Source organism: Variovorax paradoxus (genome assembly GCF_030815975.1).
GTDB classification, from domain to species: Bacteria; Pseudomonadota; Gammaproteobacteria; order Burkholderiales; family Burkholderiaceae_C; genus Variovorax; species Variovorax paradoxus_N.
The window spans coordinates 1,665,245-1,679,111 of sequence record NZ_JAUSXL010000002.1 but is presented as its reverse complement, the minus strand read 5'-3'; the positions used below and the strand labels follow the sequence as shown (position 1 = coordinate 1,679,111).

The 13,867-nt window shown below is 68.5% G+C and carries 14 protein-coding genes and 1 pseudogene; 8 read left to right on the top strand and 7 right to left on the bottom strand.

Annotated features, from left to right (window positions below; translation table 11 throughout):
• Positions 1–24: 24 nt before the first annotated feature.
• The gene (locus QFZ47_RS11720; RefSeq protein ID WP_307655786.1) at positions 25–1,248 is read right to left on the bottom strand and encodes a LysM peptidoglycan-binding domain-containing protein; all 1,224 of its coding nucleotides are present in this window, start codon (positions 1,246–1,248) and stop codon (positions 25–27) included.
• Positions 1,249–1,408: 160 nt separating this feature from the next.
• Here QFZ47_RS11720 and def point away from each other — a divergent pair, with 160 nt between their 5' ends.
• From def to QFZ47_RS11695, 5 genes are all read left to right on the top strand, one after another.
• Complete coding sequence (gene def, locus QFZ47_RS11715) at positions 1,409–1,930, top strand: peptide deformylase (protein WP_041946255.1); 522 nt, start codon at positions 1,409–1,411, stop codon at positions 1,928–1,930.
• A gap of 249 nt (positions 1,931–2,179) precedes the next feature.
• Positions 2,180–2,425, top strand: a complete 246-nt coding sequence (locus QFZ47_RS11710; protein WP_307655785.1) for a hypothetical protein — start codon at positions 2,180–2,182, stop codon at positions 2,423–2,425.
• A complete protein-coding gene (gene fmt, locus QFZ47_RS11705) occupies positions 2,422–3,390 on the top strand; it encodes a methionyl-tRNA formyltransferase (RefSeq protein WP_307655784.1) in 969 nt (322 codons plus the stop codon). The genes QFZ47_RS11710 and fmt overlap by 4 nt, the downstream gene beginning before the upstream one ends.
• Positions 3,390–4,130, top strand: coding sequence for an AzlC family ABC transporter permease (locus QFZ47_RS11700; protein WP_307655783.1), 741 nt, complete (start codon positions 3,390–3,392; stop codon positions 4,128–4,130). The genes fmt and QFZ47_RS11700 overlap by 1 nt, the downstream gene beginning before the upstream one ends.
• The gene (locus QFZ47_RS11695; protein ID WP_015867848.1) at positions 4,127–4,462 is read left to right on the top strand and encodes an AzlD domain-containing protein; all 336 of its coding nucleotides are present in this window, start codon (positions 4,127–4,129) and stop codon (positions 4,460–4,462) included. The genes QFZ47_RS11700 and QFZ47_RS11695 overlap by 4 nt, the downstream gene beginning before the upstream one ends.
• Before the next feature lie 25 nt (positions 4,463–4,487).
• Here the strand turns inward: QFZ47_RS11695 and QFZ47_RS11690 are convergent, their stop codons facing one another.
• The 6 genes and pseudogenes from QFZ47_RS11690 to QFZ47_RS11665 all read right to left on the bottom strand — a co-directional run bounded on the left by QFZ47_RS11690 (position 4,488) and on the right by QFZ47_RS11665 (position 10,054).
• The gene (locus QFZ47_RS11690) at positions 4,488–5,459 is read right to left on the bottom strand and encodes a Bug family tripartite tricarboxylate transporter substrate binding protein (RefSeq protein WP_307655782.1); all 972 of its coding nucleotides are present in this window, start codon (positions 5,457–5,459) and stop codon (positions 4,488–4,490) included.
• A 99-nt stretch (positions 5,460–5,558) separates the two neighbouring features.
• Positions 5,559–6,518 carry an MBL fold metallo-hydrolase gene (locus tag QFZ47_RS11685; RefSeq protein ID WP_307655781.1) on the bottom strand — a complete coding sequence of 320 codons (960 nt, stop codon included), beginning with the start codon at positions 6,516–6,518 and terminating at the stop codon, positions 5,559–5,561.
• Entirely contained in the window at positions 6,515–6,718 is a 204-nt protein-coding gene (locus tag QFZ47_RS11680) for a DUF2783 domain-containing protein (protein WP_307655780.1), read from the bottom strand. The genes QFZ47_RS11685 and QFZ47_RS11680 overlap by 4 nt, the downstream gene beginning before the upstream one ends.
• Complete coding sequence (locus tag QFZ47_RS11675; RefSeq protein ID WP_307655779.1) at positions 6,715–8,382, bottom strand: FAD-dependent oxidoreductase; 1,668 nt, start codon at positions 8,380–8,382, stop codon at positions 6,715–6,717. Before QFZ47_RS11675 ends, QFZ47_RS11680 begins: the two co-directional genes overlap by 4 nt.
• A gap of 7 nt (positions 8,383–8,389) precedes the next feature.
• Positions 8,390–9,513: pseudogene (locus tag QFZ47_RS11670) on the bottom strand (alpha/beta hydrolase family protein).
• The gene (locus QFZ47_RS11665; RefSeq protein ID WP_307655778.1) at positions 9,506–10,054 is read right to left on the bottom strand and encodes a VOC family protein; all 549 of its coding nucleotides are present in this window, start codon (positions 10,052–10,054) and stop codon (positions 9,506–9,508) included. Before QFZ47_RS11665 ends, QFZ47_RS11670 begins: the two are co-directional and overlap by 8 nt.
• Positions 10,055–10,142: 88 nt before the next feature.
• Here QFZ47_RS11665 and QFZ47_RS11660 point away from each other — a divergent pair, with 88 nt between their 5' ends.
• From QFZ47_RS11660 to pyk, 3 genes are all read left to right on the top strand, one after another.
• On the top strand, positions 10,143–11,048 hold the full coding sequence (locus QFZ47_RS11660; RefSeq protein WP_307655777.1) for a LysR family transcriptional regulator: 906 nt from the start codon (positions 10,143–10,145) through the stop codon (positions 11,046–11,048).
• 91 nt (positions 11,049–11,139) lie between these two features.
• Positions 11,140–12,333: a phosphoglycerate kinase gene (locus QFZ47_RS11655; protein ID WP_307655776.1), complete on the top strand. Its 1,194-nt coding sequence runs from the start codon at positions 11,140–11,142 to the stop codon at positions 12,331–12,333.
• 85 nt (positions 12,334–12,418) lie between these two features.
• Entirely contained in the window at positions 12,419–13,867 is a 1,449-nt protein-coding gene (gene pyk / locus QFZ47_RS11650) for a pyruvate kinase (RefSeq protein WP_307655775.1), read from the top strand.

The window sequence follows — 13,867 nt, the reverse complement described above, 5'->3', positions numbered from 1 at the left end:
AGCGGGTAAAAAATGGGAAAAGTGTCAGGGGTTGACGAGGAAGTCGCCCGCACGCGGAGTGTCGGTGATCTCGAGCACCAGTGCGTACGAAACCTTTTCGAACGGCCGGAACACCATCAAGAGGCCGATGCGTTCGTTCGGGAGCTTGATGGTTTCCTTGCGCGCGCCGGTCCGGTCGAGAATGGTTTCGCCGTTCTTCAGGATGGCCAGCACGTGGCCGCTGTCGATGCCGTCGCGCGTGCCCCTGTTGATGGCCACCACCTGGTTCTGGGCCGCGAACTGCACCGCGTTGCCATAGACCGAGATGATGCGGCCCTCGACCTGCGAGGAGGGTGCGCGCGGCACATAGCTCAGCAGCTGGCGCGGGGGCTCCGGCAGCAGGCGGTCGCCGGCGCGGATTTCCTCGCGCGCCGCGATGATGTCGATGCTGGCCGGCACCACGGTGATGACGTCCTTGTCTTGCGTGGTCTCGACCGTGGTCGATTCGCCGCGCTTGAGCTGCGCCTTGCCCAGGTACTGTGCCTCGTAGCCGAGGATTTCACCGGTTCCCGGGTCCTTCAGCGGCGTGGCGTCGCGGAACACGCGGAAGTTCTTCAGCGGGCCCGGCGTTTCGAGCAGCGGCGTCTCGGCGTTGCCGCGCGCATAGGCACGGTCGCCGCGCGACAGCAGCACCCGGCTGTCGTTGCCGGCAACGATGCGCGGCGCGGCCTGCAGCGTGTCGGCATCCACCACGACCGGCTCGCTCAGGAAGGGTTCGATGACGCTCGGGTTGAGCGTGGGCAGGGCCATGCCGGCCAGCGAGTCGAAGCGCGTGCGCGGCGACAGCTTGATGGTGCCGCCGTCGCCGCTGCCGCCCGCGCCGCGGCGCATGGTCAGGCGTGCGCGGCCGCCGGTCTTGTCCAGATAGAGAACCTGGCCCGGGTAGATGCGGTGCGGATTCGCGATTTCGCTGATGTTCATGCCCCACAGTTCCGGCCAGCGCCAGGGGCGCAGCAGGTACAGGCGCGAAATGGCCCACAGCGTGTCGCCGGGCTTGACCGTGTATTCGTCCGGCGCGTTGGGCGCCAGTTCGCTCAGCGGAACGCCGTTCTGGGCGGTTTGCTGGGCGGTGGCGCGCTGCTGCGGCGTGACGGGGTAGTTCTGCGCCCACGCCGAAGTGGTGGTGGTGCCGCCGCTGATCACCGCAAGGGCTGCCAACGTGGCGAGAAGATGCGGGCGCGGGCGGACAGTGATTCGAAGCTTTTTCATGTCTGGATGGGTGAGTGCACCGCGTATCGGCGCGCATACGAATCTCACAATTTGCTACGAATTCTGCGCCCGAAGCCCTTTGGAGGGCAACGTTTTCAGGCGATCCGGACTCGCCGCGTCGCGGAATTGGCGAAAATAGCCACAACTTTCTCCCTGTTTCATGGCCAAACGAATCATTCTGAGTTACCCGGACAAGCGCCTGCACACGGTTGCCAAGCCCGTGCAGGGCGTCGATGCGCGCATCAAGGCCCTGGTGGCCGACATGCTCGAGACCATGTACGACGCCAGCGGCATCGGCCTGGCCGCGACCCAGGTCGACGTGCACGAGCGGCTGGTCGTCATCGACGTGTCCGAGGAACGCAACGAACCGCTGGTGCTCATCAACCCCGAAATTATCTGGGCAAGCGACGAAAAGGTCTTGAACGAAGAGGGCTGCCTCTCGGTGCCGGGCATCTACGACGGCGTCATGCGCTCCACCTCGGTCAAGGCCCAGGCGCTGGACGAGAACGGCGAACTGCGCACCATCGAGGCCGAAGGCCTGCTGGCCGTGTGCATCCAGCACGAGCTCGACCACCTGCTGGGCAAGGTGTTCGTCGAATACCTGTCGCCGCTCAAGCGCAACCGCATCAAGAGCAAGCTGCTCAAGCAGCAGCGGGAAGAGGCCAAAGAGGGCCGGGCGTGACCGCCTCCCTGCGGTCCTGGGCCGTCGGTCTTGCCGCAGGGCTGTTGCTGGCGGGCTGCGCAAGCGAACCCACGCGCATCGAGCCCGGCACCACCGCCGCCGAAACCCTGCAGCGCCTGGGCGCGCCCACCGGCCGCTACCCGCTCACCGGCGGCGGCGAACGCCTGCAGTATTCGCGCATGCCGGCGGGGTTTCGAGGTCACCGACATCGACCTCGACGCCTCCGGCAAGGTCGTCTCCGCGACCCAGGTGCTCAACGAGGCGCGCTTCGGCCACGACATCAAGGTCGGCCAGTGGCGCCAGAACGACGTGCTCGCCTTCTACGGCCGGCCCTATGAAACCAGCCGCGTCAGCTCGTTCGACGGCGTGGTCTGGACCTGGCGCTACAAGGCCGTGAACGAGCGCCGCATGCTCTATATCTACATCGATCCCACCGGCGTGGTTCGCCGCTATCACACGGGGGACGACCTCGAACTCGATCGGATCCGCGATTGAGCCCGCTGAAAGTCGTTTTCGCGGGCACGCCCGAGTTCGCGCGCGCGGCGCTCGAAGCCATTGCCGCCGCCGGCCATGAGATCGCGCTGGTACTGAGCCAGCCCGACCGGCCTGCGGGCCGCGGCCTGAAGCTGCAGGCCTCGCCCGTCAAGCAATGCGCCATTGCCCACGGCTGGCCGGTGGCGCAGCCGCGCAGCCTGCGGCTGGACGGCAAGTACCCGGAAGAAGCTTCGGCCGCGCGCGCGGCGCTGCTGGCGGCCAGGCCCGACGTGATGGTGGTGGCGGCCTACGGCCTCATCCTGCCGCAATGGGTGCTCGACCTGCCGGCGCACGGCTGCCTCAACATCCACGCCAGCCTGCTGCCGCGCTGGCGCGGCGCGGCGCCCATCCACCGCGCCATCGAGGCCGGCGACGCGCAGACCGGCATCACCATCATGCAGATGGACGCCGGCCTGGACACCGGCGACATGCTGCTGCGCGAGGCCGTCGACATCGGCAGCGACAACACCGCCCGGCTGCACGACCGCCTGGCCGAACTGGGCGGCCGCCTGATCGTCCAGGCGCTGGCCAACATCGGCAACCTTGCGCGCACGCCGCAGCCGGCCGAAGGCGTCACCTACGCCCACAAGGTCGAGAAGCACGAAGCCCAGATCGACTGGAACCAGCCTGCCGACGCGATCGTGCGGCGCATCCGGGCCTTCGACCCGTTTCCGGGCGCCAACAGTGTGCTCGACGGCGAGACCATCAAGTTCTGGGCCGCGCATGCAGTGCCGGCCGAGATGTCGGCCGAGGTGTCGGCCGCGCCGGGCACCCTGCTGGCCGTGAGCGATGCCGGCGTGGCGGTGGCGGCGGCCGGCTCGACGATGGTGATGGCCACCGAACTCCAGCGGCCCGGCGGCAAGCGCCTGGCCGTGGCCGACTTCCTGCGCGGCTTCGACCTGAAGCCCGGGCAGCGGTTCGGCTGATGTTCCTTTCTGCCGCCATCCGCCGCCGCCCCGAATTCCGCGCCGGCATGCGCGACATGTCCTCGGCCGCGCTGGGCATCGGCGCCTGGGGCCTGATGACCGGCGTGGCCATGGTCAAGTCGAACATGAGCGTGCTGGAGTCGGTGGCCATGACGTTGCTGGTCTACGCCGGCAGCTCGCAGCTCGCGGCCATTCCGCTCTTGTTCGCGGGCGCGCCGGCCTGGGTGATCCTGGCCACGGGCTTTTGCGTCAACCTGCGCTTCGTGGTCTTCAGCCTGCACCTGCGGCCCTACCTCATGCACATGCCGCGCTGGCGCCGCATGACGCACGGCTACCTGACGGCCGACCTGAGCTACGCGCTCTTCACCAGGCAGTACGCGGCACCGCCGGCCACCCTCGCCGAGCAGCAGTCGCAGGAGGCCTACCTCACCGGCAACTACTTCGTGACCTGGTGCTCCTGGATGGGCATGAGCCTGCTGGGCATTGCGCTGGCCAACTTCATCCCGCAGAGCTGGGGCCTGGGCTTTGCCGGCGTGCTGAGCCTGGTGGCGATCGTCTGCTCGATGGCCACCACGCGGCTGCGCGTGCTGGCCGCGCTGATCGCCAGCGCCACTGCCGTCGCGGCCTACGCGCTGCCGCTCAAGCTCAACATCGTGGTGGCCATCGGCGTGGCGGTGCTGCTGTGCTTCTGGCTCGAGAAGCAGTTCGGGCTCGACCCCGATGCGGAGGACGACAAGTGAGGGGCACCGACCTGTGGACGATGGGCGTGATCGTCGGGCTGGCCGCGGTCACGGTGCTCACGCGCTGCTTTTTCTTCATTCTCGACCGGCCCTGGGGCCTGCCCGAGTGGGCGCATCGCGCACTGCACTACGCGCCCGCCGCCGCGCTGGCCGGCGTGATCGCGCCCGAGATCGTGATGACCCAGGGCCACCTGATCACCACGCTGCACGACGCGCGCCTGTATGCGGCCGTGGTCGGTGCTGCGTACTACTACTGGCGGCGCGGCGTGCTCGGCACCATGCTCGCGGGCATGGCGGTGTACCTGCCCCTGCACCTGGGCTTGGGCTGGTAGCCGGCGGCCTTCTTCTTCTTCTTTTTCAATCCAGCTTCACGCCGGCGGCCGCGATGATCTTGCCCCAGCGCTCGCTCTCGGCCCGCGAGAGCTTGTAGAAATCCTGCGGCGTGCCCGGCAGGGCTTCGAAGCCGAACTCCGAGAACAGCTTCACCACCTTCGGTGCCTTCATCGCCTTGTGCAGTTCGCCGTTGATGCGCGCGATCGCTTCGGGCGGCATGCCGGCCGGGCCGATCAGGCCGTGGAACGCATAGGCATTGACCTCGCTGAAGCCGGCTTCGACGAAGGTGGGCACCTCGGGCAGTGCGCTCGCGCGCTGCGGCAGCGCGATGGCCAGCACCCGCACCTTGCCCGCCTTGATGATCGGCAGGCCCGAGGCCAGGTCGAGCATCATCGTGGGCACCTGGCCGCCCATCACGTCGGTCATGGCGGGCGCGGCGCCCTTGTACGGCACGTGCGTGATGCTGAGGCCAGCCTTCTGCTTGAAGAGCTCCATCGCCATGTGGTGCGGCGAGCCGTTGCCGGGCGAGGCATAGCTCACCTTCTCGGGGTTGGCCTTCACGTAGCGCACGAACTCGGCCACGTTCTTCGCGGGAAAGTCCGGGTGCACCACCAGCGCCACGGGAAAGCGGCCGATGGCGCCGATGTAGGTGAAGTCGCTAGCGGGCTTGTAGGGCAGCTTGGCGAACATGTGCTCGTTGAAGAGCAGCGCCGCGTTCTCGGCCTGCATGATCGTGTAGCCGTCGGGCTTGGCCTGCATCAGCACCGAGACGCCGATGTTGGTCGATGCGCCGGGCCGGTTGTCGATGACGAGCGGCTGCCCGAGCGAAGGCTGCATCGCCTCGGCCAGCGAGCGCGCGAGGTTGTCGGTGCCGCCGCCGGCCACATAGGGCACGATCCATTTGACCGGCTGGCTCGGGTAGGCGGCGGGCTGTGCCGATGCGAAGGGGGCCGTCAGCGCGAGGGTGGCGGCCAGCAGGGGGAGGAATCGCTTCATTGGTTTGTCTCGGTGGCTTGTTGAAGAATCAGTCTTGGGGGCGAGGCCGCTTGCCCCCGCCCCGGCCCTCCCCCTGGGAGGGGAGGGAGGAAAACCCGTTCATCCGCGCAGCGTCTGCCACAGCTCGCGGTCGCGCTCTGCGGTCCACCCCACGGGGTGTTCGATGCCGCGCAGTTCGTCGTACGCGCGCGAGACGTCGAAGGGCAGCACATGCTGGAACACGGGCCAGCTGCCGAAGCGCGGCGCCATTGCCGCCTCGGCCAGCGCGAAGCAGCCCTTGAGCGTTTCTCCCGCGGCAATGCCGGCTTTCACGCTGTCGAGCAAGGCATTGAGAAACGCCTTGGTGAGCCCGATGGCCTCGGCGCAGGCGGCCTCGTCCTGCAGCACGGCGCCGCGGCCCGGCACCAGCACGCGCGGCTTCAACGCCAGCACCGCATCGAGCGTGCCGGCCCAGTCGCCGATGTAGGCATCGCCCGCATAGACGCCGCAGTGGTTCTCGACCACGTCGCCCGAGAACAGCACGCCGCAGTCGGGCAGCCACGCGACCGTGTCGCCGCTCGAGTGGCCGCGGCCCAGCGCCTTCAGTTGCAGTTCGCGGCCACCGAGCGGCAATGTCATCTCGCGCTCGAAGCTCTGCGTCGGCAAGGTCAGCCCCGGAATCTCTTCGACGCCCGCGAACAGGCGCGGGAAGCGGCCGACCTCCGAATCGAAATCGGCCTGGCCGCGCGTGCGGATCCAGTCGAGCGTGCCGTTGCTCGCGATGATGGCCTCCACCTCGTCGAACGCGCTCGCGCCCATCACGCGCACCGCGTGGTAGTGCGTGAGCACGATGGTCTTGATGGGCTTGTCGGTCACCGTGCGGATGGCGGCCAGGAAGTCGCGCGCCATGCGCGGCGTGGGGCGCGTGTCGATCAGCACCACCTGTTCGTCGCCGACGACGAAGCCGCAGTTGGGATCGAAGTCGCTGATGTAGCCATAGACATCGGACGCGAGTTCGCGCAGCTGCGGCTTCTGCTCGCGCGTGTCGGAGGCCGAGGCGAAGGAGACGTTGGCGGTCATGGTGTGGCGGTTGTCGTGGGGTCTTCGGCCGCGGCGCGGATGCAGGCCAGCAGCACGGCCTGGTCGCCGCACTGGTTGGCCAGCAGCAGCACGAGGCGGGCGTTGAGGTCGGCGCTCTGCGCCTCGCTCAGGCCTTTGTGTGCGGCCAGCAGGGCGGTGTAGAAGCCGTCGGGCTCGGGGATGCGGGGGTCGGTGATCATGGGGCGTTGTCGTTGTCGTTGTCGTTGTCGTGGGCGAGGGCCGTGCGCAGCGCGGTGGCGATTGCGCCGGGCGTGGCCTGCGCCAGCGTCGCGGCGCGGTAGGCATCGGGCCGCACGAGGACGAAGCTGCCCGTGTCGTGGAGGCCGAGGTGGTGCGTCAGGGTCTCGTCGGCTCGCAGCGCCGGCAGCCCGCTGTCGCCGCCGATGGCGAGCAGGCGCAGCGGCAGCGACGCCGTGGCATCCATGGCCGTCTTGGCTTCAGCGCGTGTCGGTGCGAGCCACAGGCCCAGGCACTGCGTGCCCTCGGCCAACAGCCGCATCAGCGTGGTCTCGCGGCCATCGGCCCAGCGCAGCGGCAGGTTCTGTACCGTGCGTCCGCCATCGGGCAACTGCGGTGCAGGCGGATAGTCGTTGGCGACCGACATGCGGCCGGTATTGACCAGCGCACGCGCAAACGGATGGCGCGCGGCCAGCGCCACCACCGCGCGGCGCAGCGTGTGCTCGGCCGGCGAGCGCGGCGCGAGAAAGCGTGCCGACCGGCTCGTCACTTCGAGGTTCTGCTTCGCGGCCGGCTGCCGTTCCGCGTCGTAGCTGTCGAGCAGCGCATCGTTCGCCTGCCCTTGCGCGACCAGCGCCAGCTTCCAGCCGAGGTTGGCCGCATCCTGGATGCCGCTGTTGCCGCCGCGCGCGCCGAAGGGGCTCACCACATGCGCGGCGTCGCCGATGAAGAACACGCGGCCGTGGCGGAAGCTGTCGAGCAGGTGGTCACGGTAGCCGTACGGGCCGATCCAGACGAACTCGAACTCCACGCCCGGGCCAAGCTGCTCACGCAGCCGCGCGCCCGCCACTTCGGGCTGGCTGATATGGGCCGTGTCGCAGTCCTCGGGCATCTGGTAGTCGATGCGCCAGACGCCATCGGCCATCAGGTGCTGCCAGACGCCGCGGCCTTCGTTGAAGGGCGCGTCGACCCAGGTCCAGCGCTCGACTGGCAAGGGCTTCTTGAAGCGCACGTCGCTGATGCACCAGCGGTCGGTGCTGCGCGAGGCGTGTGCCTCGATGCCGAGCTGTGTGCGGATCGGGCTGTTGGCGCCGGTCGCGTCGATCAGCCGGTCGGCTTCGATGGTGTAGCGGCCTGCGGGCGTTTCGATGTCGATGCGCACGCCATCGCTCAAGGGCTCGATGCCGGTCACGCGGCTCTTCCAGCGCACATCGGTGAGCCCCAGTTCGAGGATGCGCTCGACCAGGAACCACTCGACGTAGAACTGCTGCAGGTTGATGAACGGCGGCTGCCTCGAGACGCTCTCTGCCTGCAGGTTGAAGCTGTAGACCTCCTGCTCGCCCGAGAAGGTGCGACCGAACGACCAGGTGATGCCCTTGGCCGCGATGCGCTCGTAGATTCCGAGGCGCTCGAAGATCTCGAGGCTCTTCTGCGCATAGCAGATGCCGCGCGACGACGCGCCGCGCACGCCGACGGTGTCGTCCTCGTCGAGCAGCACCGCGCGTATGCCGCGCTGCGCAAGATCGCAGGCCAGCGTGAGGCCCGAGGGGCCCGCGCCGACGATCACGATCGGGTGGCGGACGATTTCCGTGCGGCCCAATTCGGGCGGCGGCGTGAAGGGCCAGACCGGCAACTCGTAGGCCGGCGCGAATGCAAAGCTTTCCATGTCTCTTCTACAGCGCGTGGGCGAATTCGGCGATGGCATCGGCCGCCTTGGGGATCAGCTCGGGCTGGCCTGCGAGGTAGTGGTTGCCGCCCACGATGTCGACGTTGCGGATGCGCGCGCCGCCCGCCGCCAGCCACGCATCGCGCGTGCTCGGGAAGGTCGACTGGTCGGCCGTGTAGGTCAGCAGCAGCTTCGGCACGCTGGTAAGCGCGAGGTTGGCCGGCCCGTCGGCCTGCGAGCGCGAAGACCATTGCGAGAGAAACGCGGTCAGCGACGTGGTGCGCCCCATTGCATTGGCCGAGTAGTTGACCTGGCGCGCATCGCCCCACACGCTGCCCGGCAGGCGGTCGTTGGCGTCGAGCGACAGGTCGACGCAGCGCGGATCGGCATGCGTGCGGTAGACGATGAAGGCCTGGTCGCGCGGCGCGCCGGGGGTGCTGCGCAGCAGCGCGAGGCGATCGATGCACCACTGCTCGATGCGGTTCAGCCGCGCCTGCTGCGCCGCACCGAAGCGCGCGAGAAAGCCGCGGTCGTAGGGCACGCGGTGGCGCGGGTCGTACATGTCGAGCGCGGGGTCCACCGAGAGCGGGTCGTGCTCGTCGGTCACGGACGGATCGATCCAGTCGCGCATCAGCCGCGTGCGGCCCAGGTGCGCGGCGCACAGCGCGATGCCGTCCACGGGCGGCAAGTCGTCGGGGTGCAGGTGCGTGGGGTCGCCGTCCGGCAGGTGAGTGGCGGTGTGAGATTCTCGGCCTGCGCCTGGTAGAAGCTCGCGAGCGCCGCCCCGCCCGAGTTGCCGACCAGGAACACCTTCTCGTAGCCGGCCGCGCGCAGATACTGCACGCCGGCGCCCAGGTCCTGGATCGCACGCTCCATCAGCAGCACCGTGTCGTTGCCCACGTAGCGCGAGTTCAGGCCCATGCAGCAGATGCCGCGCTCGGCCAGCGGGCCGACCAGGTAGTGGCCCATGAAGTTGCTGGTCGGGTGCATCACGATGGCCGCGATCTTTTTCGGGCCCGGCGGCGCTCGGAAGGCGCCGTAGATGCGCGGGCGCAGCAGCTGCAGGCCCGACTGGCTTTCCATCGCCGCGCCGGGCTTCACGTCGATGACGGCGAGTTGCAGTTCAGCCATGCGCTGCATCCTTCGCTGCGCGCAGGCCGGCCTTGCGCACGGTCCATGCGTCGAGGTCCGCGCGGGCGCGCAGCGCATGCGCCTCCATCTCGGCCTGCGGCACGGTCGGCGTGGTCAATTCCACGCGCAGGCCGTTGGGATCGAAGAAGTAGATCGATTCGATGATGTGGTGGTCGGTCACGCCCAGCACTTCGACGCCCGCGCCTTCGAGCCGCGCCTTGGCGGCGAGCAGGTCGGCAACGGAATCGACCCGCAGCGCGATGTGGTTCACCCAGGCCGGCGTGTTCGGCGAAGGCAGCGCGGCAATGTCGTCGCCCAGGTCGAAGAAGGCGATGTACGAGCCGTCGCGCATCCGGAAAAAGATGTGCACGTAGGGGCAGTGTTCGCCCGTGCTCGGCACGTGGTCGCTCTTGATGACGTGGGCGAGCGGCAGGCCCAGCAGGTCTTCGTAGAAGCGGCGGGTTTCTTCGCTGTCGCGGCAGCGCCAGGCGAAATGGTGCAGCCCGCGAACTGGCGGGGCCGCGTGGGCAAGCGTCGGCATGGCTTCTTGTCTCCGGTAAGCCGCCATTGGGCGATGCCGCGTCTTATGATGCAATCGAAATTAATTCATCGATTGATGAAATAAACATATGAATCTCACCTTGCGCCAATTGCGCGCCTTCGCCGCCGTGGCCGAGGCCGGCAGCTTCACCGCCGCGGCGCAGCAGCTGCACCTCACGCAGTCGGCGCTCAGCGTGCTGGTGCGCGAGCTCGAGCGCGAGATGGGCGTGCAGCTGCTCGACCGCCACACGCGGCGCGTTCAGCTTTCGGAGGCCGGGCGCGAGTTTCTGCCTTCGGTGCACCGGCTGCTGGGCGACCTCGCGGGCGCGGTGGCCGGCGTCACGGATTTGCGTGACAAGAAGAAAGGGCTGTTGCGCCTCGCAGCGCCGCAGCTCATGGCCTGCACGCTGATGCCGCGCGTGATCGCGCTCTACCGCAAGGCGTTCCCCGACGTTGACGTGCGCCTGGCCGACACGCTGCCCGAGCACCTGCTGGCCGGCGTGATGGCCGGCGACGTGGAGCTTGCGGTGGGGCAGGACGTGCCGGTCGACGGCGCCATCGAGCGCCGCACGCTGCTGCGCGACCGGCATTGGCTGATCTGCCCGCCTGGCCACGCCTTTGCGAAGCGCCGCAAGGTGCGCTGGCATGAACTCGAGCCGTACACCTTCATTGCGCCCACGCGCGACTTCCGCCAGCGCGTGCTGCCCGAGCTGGCGCCGGCCGAGCGCGACTACATGCTGCGCCCCGGCACCCAAGAGGTGTCGTACATGACCACCGCGCTCGGCATGGTGGCCTCGGGGCTCGGGCTCACCGTGTGCCCGACCTATTCGGCGCCGCTGGTGCGCGCCCACGGCCTGCAGATGGTGCGGCTCGAATCGCCCGACTTCCACCGCGAGGTGTGCATCTACAGCGCGGCGCGCCGCACCCTGTCGCCCGCGGCCGCGAGCTTCGTCGAGATCCTCGAGCGCTTTGCCAAGGCGCAGCCCAAGGGCTGAAAAGCATCGGCGGGCCGCAAGAGGCGCGTAGAGCGGCGCCGGGGCAAAACCTACAATGCAAGGCGACTTGTCTTCCACCACCTCCAGATCCATGAACGTCATTCGATTCACCGACCTCTGCGCGCAGGGCAAGGCCGCCGGCCAGCGCGTCTTCATCCGTGCCGACCTCAACGTGCCGCAGGACGATGCCGGCCGCATCACCGAAGACACGCGCATCCGCGCCTCGGTGCCCTGCATCCAGCTGGCGCTCGACGCCGGCGCCGCCGTGATGGTGACCTCGCACCTGGGCCGCCCCACCGAGGGCGAATTCAAGCCCGAGGACTCGCTCGCCCCCGTGGCCAGGCGCCTCGGCGAACTGCTGGGCCGCGAGGTTCCGCTGGTGGCCAACTGGGTCGACGGCGTCGATGTGAAGCCCGGCCAGGTCGTGCTGCTCGAGAACTGCCGCGTCAACAAGGGCGAGAAGAAGAACGACGAGGCGCTGGCCCGCAAGCTCGCCGCGCTCACCGACATCTACGTGAACGACGCCTTCGGCACCGCGCACCGCGCCGAAGCCACCACCTACGGCATCGCGCAGTTCGCCAAGGTGGCCGCGGCCGGCCCGCTGCTCGCGGCCGAGATCGACGCCATCACCAAGGCACTGGCACAGCCCAAGCGGCCGCTGGTGGCCATCGTGGCGGGTTCCAAGGTCAGCACCAAGCTGACCATCCTCAAGAGCCTGTCGGCCAATGTCGACCAGCTGATCGTCGGCGGCGGCATCGCCAACACCTTCATGCTCGCGGCCGGCCTCAAGATCGGCAAGTCGCTGGCCGAGCCCGACCTGATCGACCAGGCCAAGGCGGTGATCGAGTCCATGCGCGCGCGCGGCGCCGACGTGCCCATTCCGGTGGACGTGGTCACGGCCAAGACCTTCGCGGCCGACGCGCCCGCCACCGTCAAGGCCGCGAACGACGTGGCCGACGACGACCTGATCCTGGACATCGGCCCCAAGACGGCCGCGATCCTGGCCGCGCAGCTGCGCGAGGCCGGCACCATCGTCTGGAACGGCCCGGTGGGCGTGTTCGAGTTCGACGCTTTCGCGGGCGGCACCAAGGCGATTGCCCAGGCCATCGCCGAGAGCAGCGCCTTCTCGATCGCCGGCGGCGGCGACACGCTCGCGGCCATTGCCAAGTACGGCATCGAAAAGCAGGTCGGCTACATCTCGACCGGCGGCGGCGCCTTCCTCGAAGTGCTCGAGGGCAAGACGCTCCCCGCCTTCGAGATTCTTGCCAAGCGTGCCGCGGGCTGATTTTTCGCGCCCGGGCTGCGGAGCCCGCTTCCTGTAGCCACGCAAAGTGTATACAGTAGCGAATACAAAAATGGAGACCAGTTCAATGATCACGGATCGCCTTCCCCGCCACGCCACCAAGATCGTCGCCACGCTCGGCCCGGCGTCCAACACGCCCGAGCTGCTGGAACAGATGATCCTGAACAAGGTCAGCGTGGTGCGGCTCAATTTCAGCCACGGCACCGCGCAGGACCACATCGACCGCGCCGCCATGGTGCGGGAGGCAGCCCGCAAGACGGGCCGCGAGGTGGCGATCATGGCCGACCTGCAGGGCCCCAAGATCCGCGTCGGCAAGTTCGCGCAGGGCAAGGTCTGGCTCGAGCCGGGCGCCAAGTTCGTGCTCGACGCCTCGCGCACCGAACCCGGCGACACCGGCGCGGTCGGCCTCGACTACAAGGACCTGCCGCGCGACGTGAAGCCCGGCGACAAGCTGCTGCTGAACGACGGTTTGATCGTGCTGACGGTCGACGCGGTCAGGGGCGAGGCGGTGCACACCACCGTCAAGCTCGGCGGCGAGCTCTCCAACAACAAGGGCATCAACAAGCAGGGCGGCGGCCTCACGGCGCCGGCGCTCACGGCCAAGGACATGGAAGACATCAAGACCGCGATGAGCTTCCAGGCCGACTATGTGGCGGTGAGCTTTCCCAAGAACGCCACCGACATGGAAATGGCGCGCCAGCTGTGCAACGTGGCCGCGGCCGAGTACGGCCACAAGCCGGGCCTGATCGCCAAGATCGAGCGTGCCGAGGCCATTCCCAAGCTGGAGGAAATCCTGCGCGCGAGCGACGGCATCATGGTGGCGCGCGGCGACTTGGCGGTCGAGGTGGGCAATGCCGCCGTGCCGGCGCTGCAGAAAAAGATGATCCGCATGGCGCGCGACATGGACAAGGTGGTGATCACCGCCACCCAGATGATGGAGTCGATGATCACCAACCCGGTGCCCACGCGCGCCGAGGTGAGCGACGTGGCCAACGCCGTGCTCGACGGCACCGACGCCGTGATGCTCTCGGCCGAAACCGCCTCGGGCCGCTATCCGCTCGAAACCGTGCAGGAGATGAGCCGCATCTGCGAAGCCGCCGAATCGGCCGAGGACAAGATGCTCGACGCCGACTTCAGCGGCAAGACCTACAGCCGCATCGACCAGTCGATTGCCATGGGCGCGCTGTTCACGGCCCACCACCTGGGCGCCAAGGCCATCGTGGCGCTCACCGAGTCGGGCTCCACGCCGCTGTGGATGAGCCGTCACCGCGCGCACATTCCGATGTACGCGCTGACCTCGCGGCTGGCCACGCAGCGCAGGATGGCGCTCTACCGCAACGTGCGCCCGCTGCTGATGGACTCGGAGAGCGACCGCGACACCGCGCTCGAGCAGGCCGAGGCCCACCTGAAGAAGCGCGGCATCGTGCAGACCGGCGACGTCTATGCCATTACCTGCGGCGAGCCGATGGGTGCACCGGGCGGCACCAACATGCTGAAAATCTGCAGGGCAAGCTGA

Coding starts and splice junctions, on each gene's coding strand:
- QFZ47_RS11720 (WP_307655786.1), bottom strand. CDS start 1,248: ATGAAAAAGCTTCGAATCACTGTCCGCCCGCGCCCGCATCTTCTCGCC.
- def (WP_041946255.1), top strand. CDS start 1,409: ATGGCCAAACGAATCATTCTGAGTTACCCGGACAAGCGCCTGCACACG.
- QFZ47_RS11700 (WP_307655783.1), top strand. CDS start 3,390: ATGTTCCTTTCTGCCGCCATCCGCCGCCGCCCCGAATTCCGCGCCGGC.
- QFZ47_RS11690 (WP_307655782.1), bottom strand. CDS start 5,459: ATGAAGCGATTCCTCCCCCTGCTGGCCGCCACCCTCGCGCTGACGGCC.
- QFZ47_RS11685 (WP_307655781.1), bottom strand. CDS start 6,518: ATGACCGCCAACGTCTCCTTCGCCTCGGCCTCCGACACGCGCGAGCAG.
- QFZ47_RS11680 (WP_307655780.1), bottom strand. CDS start 6,718: ATGATCACCGACCCCCGCATCCCCGAGCCCGACGGCTTCTACACCGCC.
- QFZ47_RS11675 (WP_307655779.1), bottom strand. CDS start 8,382: ATGGAAAGCTTTGCATTCGCGCCGGCCTACGAGTTGCCGGTCTGGCCC.
- QFZ47_RS11665 (WP_307655778.1), bottom strand. CDS start 10,054: ATGCCGACGCTTGCCCACGCGGCCCCGCCAGTTCGCGGGCTGCACCAT.
- QFZ47_RS11660 (WP_307655777.1), top strand. CDS start 10,143: ATGAATCTCACCTTGCGCCAATTGCGCGCCTTCGCCGCCGTGGCCGAG.
- QFZ47_RS11655 (WP_307655776.1), top strand. CDS start 11,140: ATGAACGTCATTCGATTCACCGACCTCTGCGCGCAGGGCAAGGCCGCC.
- pyk (WP_307655775.1), top strand. CDS start 12,419: ATGATCACGGATCGCCTTCCCCGCCACGCCACCAAGATCGTCGCCACG.